The sequence below is a fragment of the Microbacterium sp. 22296 genome, assembly GCF_052045385.1.
Classification (GTDB): Bacteria; Actinomycetota; Actinomycetes; order Actinomycetales; family Microbacteriaceae; genus Microbacterium.
Genome location: NZ_JBQEOS010000002.1, coordinates 198,143 through 220,686, shown reverse-complemented (window position 1 = coordinate 220,686; position 22,544 = coordinate 198,143). Strand labels below are relative to the sequence as shown.

Below are 22,544 nucleotides of genomic sequence, written 5' to 3'. Positions count from 1 at the left end.
CGGGGGCGTCGTGTCTGCAGGGGCGGTGTGCGCGCGCCCGCGCTCAGCCGTCGAAGATGTCGCCGAGCAGCGAGCCGATGACGAGGCCGCCGAGCATGCCGCCGACCATGTTGCCGCCGCCCATACCCCCGCCGCGGCCGCCCATCCCGCCGCGACCGTAGCCGTTGCCGCCCCATTCGTCGGGCCGCGACTGCTCGATGTCGCGCTGGGCGATCTGGAGCGACTCGGAGGCTAGAGCGCCCGCGCGCCGCGCGGTGGCGAGTACCGTCTCGCGCTGGTCCTCGCTCACCGGGCCGAGGGGAAGACCGGCGCGCAGGCGCTCGGCCTCGACGAAGCGCGTGCGCGCATCGGCGCCGATCCACCCGCGATGGCCGGTGATCAGGCCGCGGGCGACCGCGAGCTGACGATCGGCGTCGTCGATCGCGTGCTCGACCTGCTCCTGCGAGGGCACCGGGCGGGCGGCGCGCTCTCGCGCGAGATCGAGGTCGGCGTTCGCTTGGCGCAGCGACGACAGGGCCGCGAAGGGGTCGCTGCGGGTACCGGATGCCGGCAGCGCGGTGAGCGCTGCCTGCAGGGTCGACATGGCGGCGATCACCGCGGGGGTCTGCGCCTCGCGGCGCGCTTCGACGAGATCGTTGCGGGAGTCGTCCACGACGGCGGCGAGAGTCGACTCGGCGCGCAGTGCCTCGATCTCGAAGGTGTCCACGGCATCCAGAAGGGACTCGGCGCGGCGGACCGCCTCGGTGGCCGCCTCGAGTGCGACCGAGGCCTGCTCGCGCTGGCCGGCCTCGCGGCGACGCTCGGAGACGGATGCGGTGTGCACGGCGAAGTCGAGGAGCTGCTCGATCTCTTCGGGGTTGCCGCCGATCTGCGCGAGCGCCGAGTCGCTGTATCGACGCGAGAGGCGCTCGACGACGTCGCGGGCGTTCGGGATGCGCTCCTGCAGACGTTCGCGGTCGGCGCGCACGCGGGCGAGCGTCTCGGGGGCGCGGCGCACGGCGTCGATCTTGGGCTGCAGAACCTGCGTGCGCTCCTCGAGGAGGTCCTCGGCCCACTGGGAGAGCTGCACGATGCGCGCGTTGCGCGTTCGCAACTCCTCCTTGGTATCCGGAATCTCGTCGTGGTTGAGCTGATGCAACTGGAAGGCCTCGGCGAGGTGGGTGCGCACGGAGTCGAGGGCGGCGGCGAGGTCTTCGGTGGCCTTGTCGCCCAGCTCTGCCCGCGCGAAATCGAGCTCGTCCGAGGTGAGACGCACCCGCTCGTCTGCGGCGACGATCGCCAGCTCGGCCCGTCGAGCCAGATCCGCGTCGGCCGCGTCTTGCTCTTCGCGCTTCCTCTTACCCCAGAAACCCGCCATGGCTCGATCCTAAGCGGCGGGTTCGTGCCCGTCGCCGTGTGTTCGCTGCGGGCGCGCAACCCGGCCGAGGGATTGCGGCTGCTTCGCAGGTCACGAACCGGTAACACGGATACCATGGCCACGTATGCCTGTTCGCAGGCCGGCGCCCATGCGGGCGTCGCACCCGACAGATGGAGATTCTTCGTGGCAAATCCGCTCGAGAGACTGCTGCGCGCCGGTGAAGGCCGCGTCCTGCGTCGCCTACAGGGCGTCGTCAAGGCGACCGGAGCGCTCGAAGAGGACTACGAGCAGCTCACCGACGACGAGCTGCGCAACGAGACCGTCGAGCTCCGTGCCCGTTTCGAGGCCGGCGAGACGCTCGACCAGCTCATGCCCGAGGCGTTCGCCGCCGTCCGCGAGGCGGCCAAGCGCACCCTTGGCCAGCGCCCCTACGACGTCCAGATCATGGGCGGCGCCGCTCTGCACCTCGGCAACATCGCCGAGATGAAGACCGGTGAGGGAAAGACGCTGACCGCGGCTCTCCCTGCTTACCTCAACGCCATCGCCGGCAAGGGCGTGCACGTCATCACCGTGAACGACTTCCTCGCCAGCTACCAGTCGGAGCTCATGGGCCGCGTCTACCGTGCGCTCGGAATGACGACGGGCACCGTCGTCTCGGGCCAGACGCCCGAGGTGCGCCGTGAGCAGTACGAGGCCGACATCAGTTACGGCACGAACAACGAGTTCGGCTTCGACTACCTGCGAGACAACATGGCGTGGCGCAAGGAAGACCTCGTGCAGCGCGGCCACTTCTACGCCATCGTCGACGAGGTCGACTCGATCCTCATCGACGAGGCACGCACCCCGCTCATCATCTCGGGACCGGCATCCGGTGAGGCCAACCGCTGGTTCGCAGAGTTCGCCAAGCTCGCCCGCACCCTCGAGGCCGGCGTCGACTACGAGGTCGACGAGAAGAAGCGCACCATCGGTGTCCTGGAGCCCGGTATCGAAAAGGTCGAAGACTACCTCGGCATCGACAACCTCTACGAGTCGGCCAACACGCCGCTCATCTCGTTCCTCAACAACTCGATCAAGTCGATCGCGCTGTTCAAGCGCGACACCGACTACGTCGTCATGAACGACGAGGTCATGATCGTCGACGAGCACACCGGTCGCATCCTGGTCGGGCGCCGCTACAACGAGGGAATCCACCAGGCCATCGAGGCGAAGGAGGGCGTGCCGGTCAAGGCCGAGAATCAGACCCTCGCCACCGTCACCCTGCAGAACTACTTCCGCCTGTACGACAAGCTCTCGGGCATGACCGGTACCGCCGAGACCGAGGCGGCCGAGTTCATGTCGACCTACAAGCTCGGCGTGGTGCCCATCCCCACCAACAAGCCGATGATCCGCAAGGACCAGTCCGACCTCGTCTACAAGAACGAGACGGCCAAGTTCGCCCAGGTCGTCGAAGACATCGTCGAGCGCCACGCGAAGGGCCAGCCCGTCTTGGTCGGCACGACGAGTGTCGAGAAGAGCGAGTACCTCTCGCGTCTGCTCGCGAAGAAGGGCGTGCGCCACGAGGTGCTCAACGCCAAGAACCACGCCCGGGAGGCCGAGATCGTCGCCCGTGCCGGGCGCCTCGGCGCCGTGACGGTCGCCACCAACATGGCCGGTCGTGGAACCGACATCATGCTCGGCGGCAACGCCGAGTTCCTCGCCGTGCAGGAGATGAAGGCGAAGAACCTCGACCCGGTCGAAACGCCCGAGGCCTACGAGTCCGAGTGGGACACGGTCTACCAGTCCATGCGCGACACCGTCGCCGAAGAGGCCGCCAAGGTCACCGAGGCGGGTGGCCTCTACGTGCTCGGCACCGAGCGTCACGAGTCGCGTCGCATCGACAATCAGCTGCGCGGTCGTTCGGGCCGTCAGGGCGACCCCGGTGAGAGCCGGTTCTACCTCTCGCTCACCGACGACCTCATGCGCCTGTTCCAGTCCGGGGCCGCCGAGGCGATCCTCGCGCGCACCAACTTCCCCGACGACGTCGCGATCGAGTCGGGCCTCGTGTCCCGCGCGATCAAGAGCGCGCAGTCGCAGGTCGAGGCGCGCAACGCCGAGATGCGCAAGAACGTCCTCAAGTACGACGACGTGCTGAACCGTCAGCGCGAGGCGATCTACGCCGACCGTCGTCACATGCTGCAGGGCGACGACATCGCCGACCGCGTGCAGCACTTCATCGAAGACGCCATCACCGCGGTGATCGACGATCACACCGGCTCGGGCCACACCGAGTCGTGGGACTTCGACGCGCTCTGGACCGAACTGAAGACGATGTACCCGGTGAGCGTCACGATCGACGAGGTCGTGGCCGAGGCCGGAGGCAGCAAGGGCCGCATCACCCCGGAGGGCCTCAAGCGCGAGATCATCTCCGACGCCCGGATCGCGTACGAGAATCGCGAGCAGCAGCTCGGCGAGCAGGCGTTGCGCGAACTGGAGCGACGTGTCGTGCTGCAGGTGCTCGACCGCCGGTGGCGCGAGCACCTCTACGAGATGGACTACCTCAAGGACGGCATCGGCCTGCGTGCCATGGCCCAGCGCGACCCTCTGATCGAGTACCAGCGCGAGGGCTACCAGATGTTCCAGTCGATGATGGGGCAGATCAAGGAGGAGTCGGTCGGCTTCCTCTACAACCTCGAGGTCGAGGTTCGAAAGGTCGACGGCGACGAAGCGCAGGTCGAGGCGAAGGGCCTCACCCCGACCCCCGTCGAGACGCAGCGTCTGGAGTACTCTGCCGCGAACGACGCGGGCGAGGTCGAGGTGCGTAACGACCGCGGTCAGGTGCAGCAGGCCGCGACCAACCGCCTACGTGAGGCGGCACAGCCCGCAGCCCCCGCCGCAGAGCCCGTGCCCACCGGTGCGCGCGGGGCGTTCGGGCAGCGCACCGACGCCGTGGACGAGTCCGCCGCGTCGAACCGCGCCGACCGTCGCGCCGCGAAGAAGAAGTAACGAACGAACACCGGATGCCGTGCCTCGATCACCGGGGCACGGCATCCGTCGTTCGCGATGAGCGACGCGTGGTCCACTCGGTGTCGATTGGCCCGCTGAGGCCGGGGATATCCTGAACCGATGAGCCCGCTACGCCCCCTCGATCAGTCGTCGAAGCTGAAAGACGTCCTCTACGAGATCCGGGGGGAGGCCCTCGTCGAGGCCGACCGACTCGAGGCCGAGGGGCACTCGATCCTCAAGCTCAACACCGGCAACCCGGCGGTCTTCGGATTCGAGGCACCGCACCAGATCGTGCGCGACATGATCGCCTCGGTGCCGAACGCGCACGGCTACAGCGACAGCCGCGGCATCCTGTCCGCTCGTCGGGCCGTCGTCTCGCGGTACGAGCAGGAGCCCGGCTTCCCGCACCTCGACCCCGATCACGTGTTCCTCGGCAACGGGGTGTCCGAACTCATCACGATGACGATGCAGGCGCTCCTCGACGAGGGCGACGAGGTGCTCATCCCCGCACCCGACTACCCGCTGTGGACGGCCATGACGAGCCTCGGCGGGGGCACCCCGGTGCACTACCTCTGCGACGAATCGCGAGAGTGGCAGCCCGACCTGGACGACATCCGGTCGAAGGTCACGCCCCGCACGAAGGCGATCGTGGTGATCAACCCCAACAACCCCACCGGCGCGGTCTACTCGCGCGAGGTGCTCGAGGGGATCGCGGCGATCGCCCGGGAGAACTCGCTCCTGATCCTGGCCGACGAGATCTACGATCGCATCCTCTTCGACGACGCGGTGCACATCCCGATGGCCACGATCGCGCCCGACCTGCTGTGCCTGACCTACAACGGCCTCTCCAAGACGTATCGGGTCGCGGGCTACCGATCGGGATGGCTGGCCATCACCGGTCCGAAGGACCACGCGCAGGGGTTCCTCCACGGCATCAACCTGCTGGCATCCACTCGGCTGTGCCCCAACGTTCCGGCGCAGTTCGCGGTGCAGGCGGCGCTGTCGGGCGTACAGTCCATCGATGCGCTCATCGCCCCCTCCGGCCGTCTCCACGAGCAGAGGGATGCCGCGTGGCAGGGCCTCGAAGCGATTCCGGGCGTCTCGTGCGTGATGCCCCGCGGTGCCCTCTACGCCTTCCCGCGCTTCGATCCCGAGGTGTACGAGATCCCCGACGACGGTCAGTTCGTCCGCGACTTCCTGCTGGCGGAACACGTGCTGCTCGTGCAGGGTTCGGGTTTCAACTGGCCGGCGACCGACCACGTGCGCATCGTGACGCTGCCGGAGGCGCGCGTGATCTCGGACGCCATCGAGCGGCTGGGGAACTTCCTGTCGTCTTGGAAGCCCTGAACTGCGAGGCCGCTCAGCTCCTGACCCCGACGCTTCACGCGCGAACCCGAGGGCGAGTCCGCACCCGTCTCCGTTTCGCCGTCTTCGACGTCGCATGAGGGTGCCGGTCGACGCGACGAGCCTCATCTTCACAGCAGGCCCAGCGACGTGACCCGCCACCGGCCGTCGAGCCCCTCGAGGCGCAGGGCGACGGCGCGGGTGCGCAGTCGCGTCGACGCGGTCACGGTGGCTTCGACGACGTGATCGGCGGGGGACGAGAGGTGCACGCTCTGGATGATGTGCGTCGCCCGGGGTGCGGGCATTCCGCGGGCGCTGCGCGCGCGGGCGGCGAGGCCGGCTCGGACGACGACCGTGCGATAGACGTCTTCCGACAACCACCGGGCGAGCTGGTCGACCTCCCGCACTCCCGCGAGCACCTCGAGAACACCGCGGACGATGTTGAGCGTGAAGGTCTCCGCGGACGGCAGCTCGGTGGCCGAGGTCTTCTGCCGGCCGAAGAACTCCTCCGACCGGGAGGCGGCCGCGAGCGAGCGTCGCGTCGGGCTCGAGACGGTGTGGACGTGCGGCTGTGACATGGTTCCCTCCGAGGAATGGTGCGTGAAGCGAGCGGGGGGTGACGTCGAGAGTAGGGCAGCGGTGAGTCGGCGAGCCCGAGCGATCGGGGCGCCTGTGGAGGATGCCGGGTCGGTTCGAGGTGGTGAGAAGCTGTCGCCGTGCCGACGAGAGGCCGACGCCGACTGGCGGCCCCTCCGCGCCGACGGGTCGGCCGCGATCGAGGAGGATCCGCGCCATGACGGGCGTCGCGGGCGATCGCGCCGTCGCGGACCGGGCGCATCGCGACCGAGCGGCGGGAGCGGATCCGGGGTCGAGGTGCCGCCTTGCCGAGCGATTCGAGGCCGACCGGGATGGAGGCTCACAGACAGGACGGGAGGTCGTGGACGGGACCAGAAATCAACAGGAGAAGGCCCCGCTCTCACGATGTCCACCGTTCGGGGGAGGCATCGCGCTCACCCGCTCCCGGAAAGAGCGGACGATCGGCTCCGGGATGCCGGCCGCGCGACCGTCTCCCGGTTCGCCCCACCCCGATTCCGCCCCGCCGGGCACTTCACCCCCGACGGCTCAGCGGCTCTCCCTCGGTGGCTCCGGGAGGGGGCTGTGCCGACCCTCTCCCCTAGGCTGGGAGGGTGTCGACACTCAGTGAACTCGTCTACGCCCAGGGCCGCTCCAGCGAGGCGGACGTCGAGTGGCTGCACCGCCTGGCCGGAGACGGACAACTGCTCGCCGATCTCGCCTTCGCCGACATCGTGATCTGGGTTCCCACCCCCGACGACTCCTTCGTCGCCGTCGCGCACACGCGGCCCGGGGGAGCGGCCACCCTGTTCTACCGCGACATCGTCGGCGACCGGGTGCGACCGCAGTGGCGCACGCAGGTGCGGGACGCCTTTCAGAGTGGACGCATCGTCGACTCGGCATCCCCGGACTGGTTCGAGGAGACGCCCACACGCGTGCGCGCGGTGCCGATCGTGCGCGAGCTCTCGCGGGAGGGTGCGGCGGTCACCACCGTCGGCGTGCTGACCCGCCACACCAATCTGGGCGAGACGCGCACGCCGTCGCGTCAGCAGATCACGTTCAACGACTGCGCCGACGATGTCTTCCGCATGATCTCGTCGGCCGAGTTCCCCGATCTCGCGGCTCCGACGGCTCCACGCCGTGGCGCCCCTCGCGCCTCGGACGGGCTCATCCGCCTCGATGTCGACGGCATCACGACCTTCGCGAGCCCCAACGCGCTCTCGGCATTCAACCGCATGGGTTTCGACGACGAGCTCGAGGGCGAGTCGCTGGCCGAGGTGACGGCTCGTATCCTCCCCGCCAAGCGTCAGGACGTCGACGAGTCGCTCCCCGTCGTCGTCAGCGGCCGCGCACCATGGCGTGCCGACATGGAGGCGCGGGGTGTGCAGGTGTCGCTGCGCACGATCCCCCTCCGCGATCGTGGGAACCGCATCGGCGCGATCGTGCTCAGCCGCGACGTCACCGAGATCCGCCACCAGGAGCAGGAGCTCATCACCAAGGACGCGACGATCCGCGAGATCCATCACCGCGTCAAGAACAACCTGCAGACGGTCGCCTCGCTGCTGCGCATCCAGGCGCGCCGCACGCACTCCGACGAGGCGAGGGACGCCCTCACCCAGGCCATGCGCCGAGTGTCGGCCATCGCGGTCGTCCACGACACCCTTTCGGAGGGTCTCGCCCAGAACGTCGATTTCGACGACGTCTTCGCCCGCGTCCTGAAGCTCGTCGCCGAGGTGGCGGCGGCCCCGAACACCCGCGCGCGCACGCGCTCGACGGGCCAGTTCGGCACCCTTCCGAGCCAGTTCGCGACCCCGCTCGCCCTCGCCCTCACCGAGCTCGTCACCAATGCCGTCGAGCACGGACTGGCCGGCCAAGAGGGAGACGTGGAGATCGCGGCGGAGCGCACGGGGGAGATGCTCGAGGTCAGCGTCCGAGACACCGGTGTGGGCCTGCCCGAGGGTCAGGTCGGGCGGGGACTCGGCACGCAGATCGTGCGCACGCTGATCCAGGGCGAGCTCGGCGGAACGATCGACTGGCACACTCTTATGGGCAGCGGGACCGAGGTCACCATCGAGATCCCGCTGCGCTACATCGGCGGCGCCTCGGCCTGAGCCGGGGCTCTTCGAACCGGCGAGTAGGCGCGAGAAACGGCATCCGCAGGTGAAAACGCGACATCGCGGCGTTTCCGCCCGCCGATCGCGTTTCTCGTTGCATGGCCGGGCACGTCGCGGGCCGCGCGCGCGACCCCGCCGNGCGCGGATTGCGTTCCGCGCGGCACGACCCCGAGGGTCGCCTTTCTCCTCGTATGACCGGGCAGCTCGCGGTTCCGGGCGGCGCGACCCCGCGGATCGCTTCCTCGCCGTGCGCCTCCGTGGATCGCGCTTGATCGCGGCGCACGAAGCTCTTCGGGTCCGCACGGTCGGCGCTCCGGCGGTCGCGGAACACGAAGAAGCCCACCCCCGCGGGGGTGGGCTTCTTCGGACGACGGATGCCGTGGTGTCAGGAGGCGCGGCGAGCGCGAGCGGCGCGGCGCTTGAGGGCACGGCGCTCGTCTTCGCTCAGGCCGCCCCACACGCCCGAGTCCTGGCCGGATTCGAGGGCGTACTGCAGGCAGACCTCGGTGACGGTGCAGCGTGCGCAGACCGACTTGGCCTTCTCGATCTGGTCGACCGCGGGGCCGGTGTTACCGACGGGGAAGAACAGCTCGGGGTCGACTGTCAGGCAGGCTGCTTTGTCGCGCCAATCCATAGGGGTGCTCCTTGTAACAGAAATTTCGGTCGATTCGGCACCGGCTATCGGGTCCGGTACCCTGGTGGGAACGCGAGCGATTGCTCGCCCCACTTCGCTGTGGGAGCACACGGCTTGTTCCATGCTCCCATAGCGATTCCGCCTGATCAAGAGGTAACCGGCAGGTTTCCGGATCGTAACGGGCCAGCGGCGCCCTTCGGAGGGTTTCGGATGCCGATTCGACTCGCGGCCGCCGCGCTGCTCGGGCTCGAGGCTTTCGGCATCCTGGCCCTCGCCGGCTGGCAGGTCGTCGCGCTGATCGGCGGCGACACCGACTCGGTGGCGAGCTCGATCGCGCTGATCGTCCTGACGGTCATCGGCGCGGCGATCGTCGGCGCGTTCGGCGTCGGAACGGCGCGCGACGCCTCCGCCGCGCGTTCAGGCGGCATCGTGACGCAGCTGCTGATCCTGTCGGTCGCCATCGGCGCCGTCACGGGGGAATGGGCGGCCCCTACGGTCGCCCTGCTCATCGCCCTCCCGGCTGTGGTCGGACTGGTCCTGCTCGTGCTGGCCGTGCGGCGCGCCGCGCCGCGGCGTCGCGATCACGACTGACCCCCCCCGCGGCCTTCACGCGACGACCCCGCCGACCGCGGATGCGGCGGGCGGGGTCGGCACCGTGGAGTCAGACGGCCGCGAGGCCGAGGGTCTTGCGCAGACGCGCGACGTGACCGGTGGCCTTGACGTTGTAGAGCGCCTCGACGATCTTGCCGTCTTCGTCGACGACGAAGGTCGAGCGCAGCACACCGGTGACGGTCTTGCCGTAGTTCTGCTTCTCACCCCAGGCGCCGTACGCCTCGTGCACGGTGTGCTCGGGGTCGCTCAGCAGGGGGAAGGTGAGGCCGTCGCTGTCGCGGAACGCCCTCAGCTTCTCGGGGGTGTCGCGAGAGAGACCGAGGACGGTGTATCCGGCTCCCTGCAGCGAGGCCAGGCTGTCGCGGAAGTCGCACGCCTGCGTCGTGCAGCCGGGCGTCTGGGCGGCCGGATAGAAGTACAGGATCACGCGGCGGCCGCGGAAGTCGCTCAGCGAGACGGGGTGCTCGTCTTGGTCGAGCAGAGTGAATTCGGGGGCGGTGTCGCCCTTGTCGAGGTTCGTCACCCCTCCAGCCTAGAACGCTCGATCGCCTGGAACGTCGTCAACAGCCGGTGCAGCGAGTCGAGGCGCGCCTCGGCTCCGGGACCCAGGCGACCGGATGCCACGGCCTCGGCGATCGCGCAGTCCGGCGCATCGGGCAAGTGGGTGCAGCCGCGCGGGCAGTCTTCGGCCGCCTCGGCGAGGTCGGTGAAGGCTCCGAGGACGTGAGCCGGGTCGACGTGGCCGAGGCCGAACGAGCGTACGCCCGGGGTGTCGATGACCCAGCCCGATCCGGCGGGTCCCCGATAGCGCAGGGAGACGGCCGACGACGACGTGTGCCGCCCCCGGCCGGTCACCACGTTGACGTGCCCGATCGCGCGCTCCGAGCCGGTCAGCGCGTTGACGAGCGTGGACTTCCCCACGCCGGAGTGTCCGACGAAGACGGTGGAGTGCCCGGCGATGGCTTCGCCGATCTCGTCCAACGGCATGGCCCCCTGTGCGCTGGTGAAGACGCGCAGGTCGATGCCGGCGAAGTGCGAGAGGAACTCGGCCGGATCGGCCAGGTCGGTCTTCGTCACCACGAGCAGCGGACGGATGCCGGCGTCGAGGGCGGCGACGAGGTAGCGGTCGACGAGCCGCTCTCGGGGTTCGGGGTCGGCTGCGGCGACCACGATCAGCATCTGGTCGGCGTTGGCGACGATGACCCGCTCGACCTGGTCGGTGTCGTCGGCACTGCGGCGCAGAAGGGACGTGCGCTCCTCGATGCCGACGATGCGACCGAGCGTGCCCTCGCCGCCGGTCAGGTCGCCGACGACCCGTGCGCGGTCGCCGTTGACGATCGGCTGCTTGCGGAGCTCGCGCGCGCGGGTCGCGAGCATGCGGTGCTCATCGGGTCCGTCCTCGTCGACGAGCACGGTGTAGCGCCCGCGGTCGACTCCCAGGACGCGGGCGATCCGCGCGTCGGCGTGGGCCGGTCGACGCTTGGTGCGGGGCCGATTCGCCTTGGGGTTCGGCCGCGACCGGATCGACGACTCGTCGTAGGCGAGATCGTCGTCGTCGTCATCGTCGGCGAGCCAGCTCACGGGTGTGTCCCGCTCACGCGTTCACCGAGGCGTCGGTGCCGAGCATGGCGTGCCAGAGTGCGGCGAACTGCGGGAGGGTCTTGGCCGTCGTCCCGATGTCGTCGACCTGCACGCCCGGGACGCGGAGTCCGATGAGGGCGCCGGTGGTCGCCATGCGGTGGTCGTGATGGGCCTGCCACACGCCGCTGTGCAGGGGACGGGGGACGATGCGGATGCCGTCGTCGAGTTCGTGGGCTTCGCCGCCGAGGGAGCGGAAGTTGCCCACCAGGGCGGCGATGCGGTCGGTCTCGTGCCCGCGGATGTGCCCGATGCCGTGCAAGGTCGTGGGCCCGTCGGCGAAAGCCGCCAGACCGAAGAGCGTGGGAGCGAGTTCCCCCGCGGCGGAGAGGTCGAGTTCGACCCCCAGGATGCCGTCGTCTCCGGCAGCGACGGTGAGGGCGCCGCCGCGACGGCTGACGCGCGCACCCATCTCGGCGAGGATGTCGACCAGGAGCGCGCCGGGCTGCGTGCTGTGCAGAGGCCAGCCCGTGACCGTGACCGAGCCGCCCGCGACCATGGCCGCGGCCAGGAACGGCGAGGCATTGGAGAGGTCGGGCTCGATCGCGATGTCCTTGGCCCGGACCGGCCCCGCGGGGACGATCCACTCGCCCGGAGCCGGTCGCTCCACGTGGACGGCGCGGTGGGCGAGCGCCTCGACGGTCATGTCGATGTGCGGGACGCTCGGGAGCCGCGAGCCGACGTGGCGCAGCCGCAGGCCCACATCGAAGCGGGGAGCGGCCAGGAGCAGCCCCGAGACGAACTGACTCGACTGGCTCGCATCGATCTCGACCTCGCCGCCGCGCACGTGACCGTGACCGCGGACCGAGAAGGGAAGGGCCCAGTGGCCGCCGTCGTCGATGTCGACACCCACATCGCGCAGGGCCCGGATCATCGCGCCCATCGGGCGGTGCAGGGCGCTTTCGTGCGCCGTGACGTGGACGTCGCCTCGCGCGAAGCCCGCCAGCGGGGTGACGAAGCGCATCACGGTGCCCGCTTGACCGCAGTCGACGGTCGTTCCGCCGAGGAGCGACGCCGGGGGAGTGACCAGCAGGTCGGGCCCGAAGGGGGAGTCGGTGTCGATCTCGTCGATGCCCACACCCAGCGCCCGCAGGGCGTCGATCATGCGGGCCGAATCGTCGGAGTGCAGGGGGGCGTGCAGCGTGCCCGGGCCGTCGGCGATCGCGGCGAGCACGAGTTCGCGATTGGTCAGCGACTTCGAACCCGGCACGGTGACCGTGGCATCCACGGGACCGGCGGCGACAGGCGCGCCCCAGGCGCCGCGAGGCGTGGCGGCGGAAGGGGAATACCCGAGCGGATTCATCGGTTCCTAGCCTACTGAAAGGGGACGACACGTGACCGCACTTCTCGAGCGCGACAGCTCGCCCGCGCGCATCTCGGCGGCCTTCGACATGCCCGACGTAGACTGGCGCGCGATGGACGACACCGCAGAAGCGGGCTCGCAGGTCGAGCCTCGCGCACAGTTCGAAGAGCAGGCTCTGCCCTTCATGGACCAGCTCTATGCCGCGGCGATGCGCATGACGCGCAATCCCGCCGATGCGGCAGATCTCGTGCAGGAGACCTTCGTGAAGGCCTTCGGTTCGTGGGCGTCGTTCACGCAGGGGACGAACCTCAAAGCCTGGCTCTACCGCATCCTGACGAACACGTACATCAACACGTATCGCAAGAAGCAGCGCGAGCCGTACCAGAGCGCCATCGACGACCTCGAGGACTGGCAGCTCGGCGGAGCCGAGTCGACCACCGCGAGCAGCGCCCGTTCGGCCGAGGCCGAAGCGATCGACCACATGCCGGCATCCGTCGTCAAGGACGCCCTGCAGTCGATCCCCGAGGATTTCCGGATGGCGGTGTACCTCGCCGACGTCGAGGGCTTCGCGTACCAGGAGATCGCCGACATCATGAAGACTCCGATCGGCACGGTCATGAGCCGTCTGCACCGCGGCCGGCGGCTGCTGCGCGACCTGCTGTCGGACTACGCCAAGGAGCGCGGCATCACGGCCGCGACGGGAGAGAAGAAATGAGCGACTGCGGCTGCGACAAGGCACGGCGCGACCTGGAGGAGTACCTCCGCAACGAGGTCTGCAAGACCGAGGCGCGTGACATCCGTCAACACCTCGAGAACTGCCCCGGATGCCAGGATGAGGCGCTGGTGGCGCGCACCCTGACCGACGTCGTGGCGCGAGCGTGCAAAGAGACCGCCCCCGACGAACTGCGCGACCAGGTGCTCGCGCGCCTGCGGGCGATCCAAGCCACGCACTGACCCGCTCGGCGACGCCGGTGGGTGTCGGAGGGGCTCCGTAGGCTGTGGTCATGGCATCCATCGACCACATGACGCTGCCCCTCGACCGTTTTTCCGCCGATGAGCTCTCGGCCTCCGGGTTGGACTATGCGCGGGTGGATGCCGACGGCGACGCGTATCGTCCGTTCCAGCGGGCCGTGGCGCGAGGATTCCTCGGCGGGGAGCCGACGGACGACGAAGCCGAGAACGCACGCATGACGTTGCGCACCCGCCGGCTCACCGCGGTCTACGACCGGCACGGAGCGGAGCCGGGAGTTCCCGTGGGCACGGTCGACTCGTGGGCGACCGAGCTCACCACCTCGCCGGGGCGACAGACCGACCTCTGGGCCATCAGTGCCGTGACCGTGTCGCCGACGCACCGTCGTCGCGGGATCGCCCGGGCGATGCTGGGTGGCGAGCTGCGCACGGCGGCGGCCGCCGGCTTCGCCCTCGCGGGTCTGACGGTGACCGAGGCGACCATCTACGGCCGCTGGGGCTTCTCGCCGGCCACGTGGGCGTCCGACGTCGAGATCGACACCACCCGCGCCCGGTGGACGGGTCCGACCCCCGACGGACGCCTCGACTTCGTGCCGCGCGAGGGCCTCGCCGACAGGATCGGGGCGGTCCACGAGCGCGTGCGTCGGCAGCGCCCCGGATCGGTGCCCGGGTGGGACGGACGCTGGCGAGGGGTCGCCGGCGTGGCGCCCGGAGACAAGCAGGGCGAGAAGGTGCGTGCCGTGGTGTACCGCGACACCGAGGGCGTCGAGCGCGGCGTCGTCGCGTACACGATCGCCGATCGTGACGATTTCGCCGCGCACGACCTCGACGTTCGAGCGCTGTTCGCGGAGTCGCCCGACGCTTACGCCGCCCTGTGGAGATTCGTGATCGAGCACGACCTGGTCGGCACGGTGAAGGCCTCGCTCCAGGCACCCGTCCCGCCCGTCCAGTGGATGGTCGCCGACCGCCGCGCGGTCACGGCGACACTGACCGATCATCAGTGGCTGCGGATCCTCGACGTGCCGCGTGCCCTCGCCTCGCGGGCCTACTCCGCACCCCTGCGGGTCGCGATGCGCGTCACCGACCCGCTCGGGTTCGCCGACGGCGCGTGGCGCGTGACCATCGGCGACGAGGGCGAGGCCGTGGTCGAGACCATCGCCGACGACGACTCGGTCGACGTCGAGATGACCGTCAACGCGCTCGGTTCCCTCCTGCTCGGAGGCGCGCGCGCCACCGACCTGGCCGCGGCGGGGATCGCCTCGGGGCACCCCGGTGACCTCGCGGCGATCGACCGTTCCTTTGCGTCATCTATGACTCCGCTTCTCGACATCTGGTACTGATGCCCACCGCCCTGCTTTGCTCATAGGCTTTCGCCGATGTCCGAAACAGCACCAGCCGAGCCCGGCGCGCAGACGCCCTCGCGCCTGCGGGCGGTGGGTCCCTACCTCCGCGGATACCTCGCCCGCAATCCGGTCGCCGTGGTCGTCGCCGTCGTCGTGCTCGCCGCGGCAGCGGCGACCGGATCGCTCTGGAACGAAGCGGGAGCCCTTTCCTGGGGCGCAGGTCCCCTCGCCACGTTCGCGAGCGGTCGCTGGTGGACGCTGTTCACCGCACTCGTCGTGCCGGATTCGGCGGTGGACGCGGTCGCATCCGCGCTGCTCGCCCTCACCGTGCTCGCCTACGGAGAGCGTCTGCTGGGGTCTCGCCGCACAGCCCTGCTGTTGGCGGCGACGGGACTCGCGGGGCTGCTCGTGGGCATCGGCCTGCACGCCGCGGCCTGGACGGTGACGGACCTCCGACCCGTCGTGGCGGCCGAGGTGCCCGTCCTCGACCCGACGACGCCCATCGCTGGCGCGGTCATGGCGGCCTCGGCGTTCGCGACCACCCTGTGGCGGCGGCGACTGCGCCTGGTGGGCTTCGCCCTGCTCGCCCTTTTCGCCCTCTACGCCGGCGACGCCGACTCCTGGTACCGCCTCACGGCCGCGGCGATCGGCCTCGGCCTCGGCGCCGTCCTCGCGCGGGGGCGCGAGCGGCGGTCGTGGCACCGCAGCTCCACGAGGGAGAGTCGCACGCTGCTCGCGCTGCTGGTGGCGGTGGTCGGCAGCGGGCCGATCGTCGCTCTGGTCAGCGGCGGCGGACGTGGCCCGCTCTCCCTCGTCGTCGACGCCTACACGCAGTACGACGACGAGGTGCTCGCGCAGTGCGGAACGGTGGCGGCGTCGGTGTGCGACGAGCAGGTCGCCCTCCTCATGACGCGCGGCGCGGGACCGGCATTGCTGGCCATCACGCCGCTCGTCCTGCTGCTGGTCGCGGCGTGGGGGCTGCGACAGGGGCGGCGCGCGGCCTGGGTCGTCGCGGTGTTCGTGCTCGTGGCATCCGGGGTACTTCCTCTCGTCTCGCTCGCCGACGGTCGACTGCGCATCGACCCCTGGGTCGACGGCAGCGGTGCGGAGTACGTCCTGTGGGCGATCGCGAGCGTCGTCATCCCGCTCGTACTCGCCGCGGCGCTGGTCGTCGCCCGTGCGCGGTTCTCGGTGCGCGCGACGCCGAAGGCCGCGAAGACCGTGGCGGTCGCGATCGCCCTGGCGTTCCTCGTCTGCGCGACGACGCTCTTCGTCGTCGAGGCCATCGGAAAACGCGCGTTCGACCGCGACGTCTCCTTCCTCGAGCTTCTGTCGGTGACATTGCGACGCTTCCTGCCGCCCGCCTTCACCCACCCGGGAGGTTCGACCGCGTTCCCCCACAGCGGCCCGGCCCTGTTCGCGTATCAGTGGATCGGCGTGCTGTTCTGGATCATCGTGGTGGCATCGATCCTGTGGCTGTTCCGCCGCGTGCAGCGCCCCGACGCGACGGACGAGGGCCGCTACCGCGAACTGCTGCGTCGCGGCAGCGACACCCTCGGGTTCCTGGGCACCTGGGCCGGCAACCGCCACTGGTACTCGGAAGACGGAGAGTGCGCGGTCGCCTACCGGCTCTCCGGCGACGTCGCGCTCGCGGTCGCCGACCCCCTCGCACCAGCGGGGCGCCGCCTCGAGGCGCTGAGGGGCTTCACCGACTTCTGCGTCGAGCACGGGTGGATCCCCGCGTTCTACAGCGTGCACGCCGATACGCTGCGCGACCTCGTCGAACTCGGGTGGAGGCATGTGCCGGTCGGCGTCGAGACCGTGATGGATCTGCCGGGGCTCACCTTCGCCGGCAAGACCTGGCAGAAGGTACGCCAGCCGCTCACCCGCGCCGAGCGAGAGGGCTACACGGCCGTCTGGTCGCGCTGGCACGAGCTCACCGTGTCGCAGGCGTCGCAGGTCGTCGCCATCGACGAGGAGTGGGTCGCCGACCGGGCCCTCCCCGAGATGGGCTTCACGCTCGGGTCCCTCGACGAGCTGCGCGACCGTGACGTACGGCTCCTGCTGGCGGTGGGTCCCGACGAGCGCATCGAGGCGGTCACGAGCTGGATGCCGAGCTGGACCGACGGCGAGATCACGGGGTGGACCCTCGACTTCATGCGACGCCGCACCGACGGCCCCAACGGGATGATGGAGTTCCTCATCGCCAAGGCCGCCCTGCAGCTGCAGGAGGAGGGAGCCACGGTGCTGAGCCTGTCGGGTGCCCCGCTCGCCGACGACCCCGACGAGGCGGTGGAGGGCGACCCCGCACCGTTGCGGGCCCTGCTGCGCTGGCTCGCCGAGGTGCTGGAGCCGGCGTACGGCTTCGCGTCGTTGTTCCGTTTCAAGGGCAAGTTCCGCCCGCGGTACCGTTCGCTGGCCCTGGCGTACCGCGACCCGCTGCAGTTGCCGGGCATCGGGGCGGCCGTCGGACGCGCCTACCTGCCCGACGCCTCGCGTCGCGAGATGGTCGCGCTGGCGCGGACAGCGTGGGAGGGGCGGCGGTGAACAAGTTCATCCTGTCGTTCGAGCTGATCGACTCTCCGCTGCTGCTCATCAGCGCGGGTGTCGCCCTCCTCGGACTGATCGCCGTGATCGCGTGGCCGCACCGCCGAGTCGTGCTCACGCTGTCGATCGGAGCCGCGGCGGGGGTCGTGATGTTCGTGGTCGCGAAGATCCTCGAAGCGATGGACACGTTCCAGGGCCCGCTGCCGGGCACGGCGATCTGGTGGGCGTCCGGGGCGATCGCCGCCCTCGCCGTCGGTGTCGTCGGCATCTTCCGCAGCCCCGGGGCGCGCCGGGTCGCGGGCGTCGTCACGGTCCTTTCGGCGCTTCTCGCGGGCATCCTCGGTGTCAACACCGCCTACGGCGTGACGCACAACCTCGCCGCGATCCTCGGCGTGCAGGCACTGGACCCGGCCTCGTTGCCGCAGCAGGGCGCGGCCGCCGGTGATCCCTCGACGCTGTACCAGACGTGGCAGCCGCCGGCCGACATGCCCGCGACGGGATCGGTGAGTGCGCTGACCGGCAGCACCAAGATCCCCACGGGGCAGTTCGCGGCGCGTGACGCGTCGCTGTACCTTCCCCCCGCGGCCCAGGTCGCGAATCCGCCGGCCCTGCCCCTGCTGGTGTTCATGATGGGTCAGCCGGGGTCGCCCGACCCCACCCCCTTGGCGAAGGCTCTCGACGCGTTCGCCGCCGCGAACAAGGGCCTCGCCCCGATCGCCATCGTGGTCGACCAGCTCAGCGCGCCCGACCTCGACCCCACGTGCGTCGATTCCGCGAAGTACGGAGCAGTGGCGACGTACATCAACCAGCTCGTGCCGCAGTGGGCCGAGAAGAACCTCAACATCGTCACGGACCACCGGTATTGGACGATCGGCGGCTTCTCGAACGGAGGGTCGTGCGCGGCGATGTACGGCGCGCGGTACCCCGACACCTGGGGACAGATGCTCGACGTGATGGGCAACGAGTTCCCGGGCTCGGAGCATGTGGCTCAGACCGTCGCCGACGTGTACAACGGCGATGCGGCCGCCTTCCAGGCCGACAAGCCGTCCGTGATCATGGGCGCCGCGCCCGCCGGAACCTATACGGGGCACACGGCGATCTTCACCTGGGGCAGCGCCGACACCATTTACGGCCCCGGGCAGCTGTCCAACTCCCAGGCAGCCGATGCGGCGGGCTTCACGACCCTGACGTACGTCGTGGAGGGGGGCGGGCACACGGGCGAGACGCTCGACGCGAGCCTGGCCTGGGCGATCCCGGCTCTCGCGCCCGCGCTCGGGCTGGCCGCGCCGCCCTCCTGACCGACGGAGGTGCCCGGAGCCGTCATCACCCGTGGCGGTGCAGGGCCGAGACGCGACGTCGAAGTGACGAGAGGCCCGGTCGATATGTCGACCGGGCCTCTCGTGGCGAGGGAATCAGCTCCCGAGCGCTTCCTTCATGATCGCGGCGTGCTCGTTGGCGTGGACCTTCGGCGAACCGGTCGCCGTGGATGCGGCGGCCGCGCGCGAGATGCGGCGGACCGGGCGACCACCCAGCTGGTCGGCGACCTCGAGGGCGATGAACGGCCACGCGCCCTGGTTCTCGGGCTCGTCCTGCACCCAGACCAGTTCGGCGTCCGGATACTGCGCGAGAACCTTCTTGAGCTCGTCGATCGGGGCGGGGTAGTACTGCTCGACCCGCACGAGGGCGATCTCGGGGTTGGGGTTCTTGTCGAGCTCGGCGCGCAGGTCCCAGTGGATCTTGCCGGCGTGCAGGAGCACGCGCTTCACGGCACTGCGGTCGATGCCGCGGTCGTCGTCGAGCACGGGCTCGAATCGGCCCTCGAGGAAGTCCTCGACCGGGCTCGTCGCGCCGCGCAGACGCAGCATGGCCTTGGGCGTGAACACGATCAGCGGGCGGCGCGGGCGCTGATAGGCCTGACGGCGCAGGAGGTGGAAGTACGACGCGGGGGTCGACGGGCGCGCGACGATCATGTTGTCTTGCGCGCACATCTGCAGATAACGCTCGATGCGTGCCGACGAGTGGTCGGGCCCCTGGCCCTCGTAGCCGTGGGGGAGCAGCAGGACGACGCTCGACTGCTGCGCCCACTTCTGGTCGGCCGACGAGATGAACTCATCGATGACCGACTGGGCGCCGTTCGCGAAGTCGCCGAACTGGGCCTCCCACAGCACGAGCGCGTCGGGGCGCTCCACCGAGTAGCCGTACTCGAACGCCATGGCCGCGTACTCGCTGAGCAGCGAGTCGTAGACCCAGAAGCGTCCCTGGTTCTCGCTCAGGTTCGCCAGCGGCAGCCACTCCTGACCGTTGCTGCGGTCGTGCAGCACCGAGTGACGCTGCACGAAGGTGCCACGCCGCGAGTCCTGCCCGGCGAGACGCACCGGGGTGCCCTCCATCAGCACGGAGCCGAAGGCGAGCAGTTCGCCGAACGCCCAGTCGATGTTGCCGTTGCGGCTCATGTCGAGACGCTTGTCCAGCAGCTGCTGCAGCTTGGTGTGCACCGTGAAGCCGTCGGGCTTGTTCACGAAGGCATCGCCGATGTGCTGCACGACCTCACGCGACACTCCGGTCGTCTCGGGCGCGCCCACGGCCGGCTCGTCGCTCGCGTCGACGGTCACGACCGGGTTCGTACCCGTCTCGGCCTCGTGCGTGTCGGCGAACGCCACCTCGAGGCGGTTCTGGAAGTCCTGCTTCGCCTGTTCGTACTCGTCTTCGGTGATGTCACCGCGGCCGACGAGCGACTCGGTGTACAAACGGCGGACGGAGCGCTTCGCCTCGATGAGGTTCGTCATCAGCGGCTGCGTCATCGACGGGTCGTCGCCCTCGTTGTGGCCGCGGCGGCGGTAGCAGACGAGGTCGATGACGATGTCGCGGTGGAACTCTTCGCGGTACTGGAAGGCGAGCTCGGCCGCGCGGACGACGGCCTCGGGGTCGTCTCCGTTCACGTGCAGGATCGGCGCCTGGATCGTCTTGGCAACATCCGTGGCGTACACCGAGGTGCGCGCGTCGTTGGGCGTGGTGGTGAAGCCGACCTGGTTGTTGACCACGACGTGGATCGTGCCCCCGGTGCGGTAGCCGCGCAGCTGCGACATCTGCAGCGTCTCGACGACGACGCCCTGGCCCGCGAACGCGGCGTCGCCGTGCACGAGGATGGGCAGCCAAGAGAAGGTGCCGATGGGCTTGCGATCCTGCTTGGCGCGGACGATGCCCTCGAGCACGCCGTCGACGGTCTCGAGGTGCGAGGGGTTGGCCGCGAGGTACACGGGCAGCTCATCGCCGGCGTCGCCGACGAAGGTGCCCTCGGTGCCGAGGTGGTACTTCACGTCGCCCGAGCCGCGCTTGCTGCCGATGGCGACCGCGCCCTCGAACTCCCGGAAGACGTGGCCGTAGGTCTTGCCCGCGATGTTCGTGAGCACGTTCAGGCGACCGCGGTGGGCCATGCCGATCGCGGCCCCGTCGAGGCCGGCCGTGGCCGCGCCCTGCAGGATCTGGTCGAGCAGCGGGATCAGCGACTCGCCGCCTTCGAGGCTGAAGCGCTTCTGACCGACGTACTTCGTCTGGAGGAACGTCTCGAACGCCTCGGCCTGGTTGAGCTTCGACAGGATGCGCAGCTGCTCATCGTGGCCGGGCTTGGTGTACTTGACCTCGACGTTGCGCTGGAACCACTGGCGCTGCAGCGGGTCCTGGATGTGCATGTACTCCAGCCCCAGGGTGCGGCAGTACGAGTCGCGCAGCACGCCGAGGATGTCGCGGAGCTTGGCGACGCGCTTGCCGCCGAGACCGCCGGTGACGAATTCGCGGTCGAGGTCCCAGAACGTCAGGCCGTGCTGCTCGATCTCGAGGTCGGGGTGCGTGCGCTGGACGTACTCGAGCGGGTCGATGTCTGCCATGAGGTGGCCGCGCACGCGGAAGGAGTTGATGAGCTCCTGCACGCGGGCGCTCTTGTCGATGCGCTCGGAGATGTCGACGCTGATGTCGGCCGCCCAGTGGATCGGGGCGTACGGGATGCGCAGGGCCGAGAAGATGTCGTCGTAGAAGCCGCGCTGCCCGATGAGCAGCTCATGCACCTTCTTGAGGAACTCGCCCGAGCCCGCACCCTGGATGACGCGGTGGTCGTAGGTGCTGGTCAGGGTGATCGTCTTGCCGATCGCCAGTTCGTTGAGGGTCTTCTCGCTCGCGCCCTGGAACTCGGCCGGGTAGTCGAGCGCACCGGCGCCGATGATCGCGCCCTGACCGCGCATGAGGCGCGGGACGGAGTGGACCGTTCCGATGCCGCCGGGGTTGGTCAGCGAGACCGTCGTGCCCTGGAAGTCGCCGGGGGTGAGCTTGTTGCCGCGGGCCCGCCGCACGAGGTCTTCATAGGACGCGAGGAACTCGCCGAACGTGAGCGTGTCGGCGCGCTTGATGCTCGGCACCAGCAGCGCACGCGAGCCGTCGGGCTTGGGCATGTCGATCGCGATGCCGAGGTTGACGTGCGCGGGCGCCACCACCGACGGCTTGCCGTCGATCTCGGCGTAGTACACGTTCTGGCTCGGGAACTCCTTGAGCGCCTGGATCAACGCCCAGCCGATGAGGTGCGTGAAGCTGACCTTGCCGCCGCGCGTGCGGGACATGTGGTTGTTGATGACGATGCGGTTGTCGATCATCAGCTTCGCGGGGATGGTGCGCACGCTCGTGGCGGTGGGCACCGTCAGGGAGTCGTCCATGTTGGACGCCAGCGCCTTCGGCATGCCCTTCAGGACCGTCACGCGATCTTCTTCGGTGCTCTCGGAGCTCGCCGAGGGCACGGCGTTCGGCGCCTGTGCCGGGATCGGCTGCGGCTTCGCCGGCTTCGCGGTGGTGCGAGCCACCGGCGCCTGGCCGACGATCGGGATCGGGGCTGTCACGGGCTTCGGCTCGGATGCCGACGGCGCCGGGGGCGCCGAGGGCGGGGGAGCGGCGGCGGACGACCCGTCGACGACCGGGTGGTACGCCTCCAGGATCGGCCACCAGGCCTTGTCTACGGAGTGCTTGTCGACTTTGAACTGTTCGTAGAGTTCGTCTACGAGCCACTCGTTCGCGCCGAACTCGCCCTCGCTCGAAGTACCGACGCCCGTCACCTGGCTCGACACAGTCGATCGCCTGCTTTCCTCGA

Annotated in this window: 16 protein-coding genes; 9 read left to right on the top strand and 7 right to left on the bottom strand. The window is 69.9% G+C overall.

Annotated features, from left to right (window positions below):
* Positions 1-43 precede the first annotated feature (43 nt).
* Positions 44-1,357, bottom strand: a complete 1,314-nt coding sequence (locus tag ACTJJP_RS04700) for a hypothetical protein (protein ID WP_440773865.1) — start codon at positions 1,355-1,357, stop codon at positions 44-46.
* 183 nt (positions 1,358-1,540) lie between these two features.
* Between ACTJJP_RS04700 and secA the strand changes: the two genes are divergently transcribed.
* Both secA and ACTJJP_RS04690 read left to right on the top strand, forming a co-directional pair.
* Positions 1,541-4,339 (top strand): preprotein translocase subunit SecA, encoded by a 2,799-nt coding sequence (gene secA, locus ACTJJP_RS04695; RefSeq protein WP_440773864.1) that lies wholly within the window; start codon positions 1,541-1,543, stop codon positions 4,337-4,339.
* A gap of 120 nt (positions 4,340-4,459) precedes the next feature.
* Positions 4,460-5,686: a pyridoxal phosphate-dependent aminotransferase gene (locus tag ACTJJP_RS04690; protein WP_440773863.1), complete on the top strand. Its 1,227-nt coding sequence runs from the start codon at positions 4,460-4,462 to the stop codon at positions 5,684-5,686.
* Positions 5,687-5,814: 128 nt separating this feature from the next.
* Here ACTJJP_RS04690 and ACTJJP_RS04685 read toward each other — a convergent pair whose 3' ends face one another.
* Positions 5,815-6,261, bottom strand: coding sequence for an Rv3235 family protein (locus tag ACTJJP_RS04685; RefSeq protein ID WP_440773862.1), 447 nt, complete (start codon positions 6,259-6,261; stop codon positions 5,815-5,817).
* Between the two features lie 609 nt (positions 6,262-6,870).
* Here ACTJJP_RS04685 and ACTJJP_RS04680 point away from each other — a divergent pair.
* Positions 6,871-8,367, top strand: coding sequence for a sensor histidine kinase (locus tag ACTJJP_RS04680; RefSeq protein WP_440773861.1), 1,497 nt, complete (start codon positions 6,871-6,873; stop codon positions 8,365-8,367).
* 388 nt (positions 8,368-8,755) lie between these two features.
* On the opposite strand, the gene ACTJJP_RS04675 is transcribed toward ACTJJP_RS04680, so the two are convergent.
* Positions 8,756-9,004 carry a WhiB family transcriptional regulator gene (locus ACTJJP_RS04675; RefSeq protein ID WP_013583608.1) on the bottom strand — a complete coding sequence of 83 codons (249 nt, stop codon included), beginning with the start codon at positions 9,002-9,004 and terminating at the stop codon, positions 8,756-8,758.
* Between the two features lie 210 nt (positions 9,005-9,214).
* On the opposite strand from ACTJJP_RS04675, the gene ACTJJP_RS04670 reads away from it, so the two are divergent.
* A complete protein-coding gene (locus ACTJJP_RS04670) occupies positions 9,215-9,595 on the top strand; it encodes a histidine kinase (RefSeq protein ID WP_440773860.1) in 381 nt (126 codons plus the stop codon).
* Positions 9,596-9,665: 70 nt separating this feature from the next.
* Here the strand turns inward: ACTJJP_RS04670 and bcp are convergent, their stop codons facing one another.
* The 3 genes from bcp to aroA are packed head-to-tail and all read right to left on the bottom strand — an operon-like array spanning position 9,666 to position 12,557.
* Positions 9,666-10,139 (bottom strand): thioredoxin-dependent thiol peroxidase, encoded by a 474-nt coding sequence (bcp, locus tag ACTJJP_RS04665; protein WP_440773859.1) that lies wholly within the window; start codon positions 10,137-10,139, stop codon positions 9,666-9,668.
* Positions 10,136-11,197 carry a ribosome small subunit-dependent GTPase A gene (gene rsgA, locus ACTJJP_RS04660; RefSeq protein ID WP_440773858.1) on the bottom strand — a complete coding sequence of 354 codons (1,062 nt, stop codon included), beginning with the start codon at positions 11,195-11,197 and terminating at the stop codon, positions 10,136-10,138. Before rsgA ends, bcp begins: the two co-directional genes overlap by 4 nt.
* A 13-nt stretch (positions 11,198-11,210) precedes the next feature.
* Positions 11,211-12,557 carry a 3-phosphoshikimate 1-carboxyvinyltransferase gene (aroA, locus tag ACTJJP_RS04655; protein WP_440773857.1) on the bottom strand — a complete coding sequence of 449 codons (1,347 nt, stop codon included), beginning with the start codon at positions 12,555-12,557 and terminating at the stop codon, positions 11,211-11,213.
* Between the two features lie 112 nt (positions 12,558-12,669).
* Here aroA and ACTJJP_RS04650 point away from each other — a divergent pair, with 112 nt between their 5' ends.
* From ACTJJP_RS04650 to ACTJJP_RS04630, 5 genes are read left to right on the top strand one after another with little or no spacing between them, the layout of a single operon-like run.
* Complete coding sequence (locus ACTJJP_RS04650) at positions 12,670-13,272, top strand: sigma-70 family RNA polymerase sigma factor (RefSeq protein WP_440774156.1); 603 nt, start codon at positions 12,670-12,672, stop codon at positions 13,270-13,272.
* The gene (locus tag ACTJJP_RS04645; RefSeq protein WP_440773856.1) at positions 13,269-13,511 is read left to right on the top strand and encodes a zf-HC2 domain-containing protein; all 243 of its coding nucleotides are present in this window, start codon (positions 13,269-13,271) and stop codon (positions 13,509-13,511) included. The genes ACTJJP_RS04650 and ACTJJP_RS04645 overlap by 4 nt, the downstream gene beginning before the upstream one ends.
* Before the next feature lie 50 nt (positions 13,512-13,561).
* Complete coding sequence (locus tag ACTJJP_RS04640; protein ID WP_440773855.1) at positions 13,562-14,866, top strand: GNAT family N-acetyltransferase; 1,305 nt, start codon at positions 13,562-13,564, stop codon at positions 14,864-14,866.
* Between the two features lie 36 nt (positions 14,867-14,902).
* On the top strand, positions 14,903-17,416 hold the full coding sequence (locus tag ACTJJP_RS04635; RefSeq protein WP_440773854.1) for a bifunctional lysylphosphatidylglycerol flippase/synthetase MprF: 2,514 nt from the start codon (positions 14,903-14,905) through the stop codon (positions 17,414-17,416).
* Entirely contained in the window at positions 17,413-18,714 is a 1,302-nt protein-coding gene (locus ACTJJP_RS04630) for an alpha/beta hydrolase (RefSeq protein WP_440773853.1), read from the top strand. Before ACTJJP_RS04635 ends, ACTJJP_RS04630 begins: the two co-directional genes overlap by 4 nt.
* A gap of 114 nt (positions 18,715-18,828) precedes the next feature.
* On the opposite strand, the gene ACTJJP_RS04625 is transcribed toward ACTJJP_RS04630, so the two are convergent.
* A complete protein-coding gene (locus ACTJJP_RS04625; RefSeq protein ID WP_440773852.1) occupies positions 18,829-22,521 on the bottom strand; it encodes a multifunctional oxoglutarate decarboxylase/oxoglutarate dehydrogenase thiamine pyrophosphate-binding subunit/dihydrolipoyllysine-residue succinyltransferase subunit in 3,693 nt (1,230 codons plus the stop codon).
* Between the last annotated feature and the right edge of the window lie 23 nt (positions 22,522-22,544).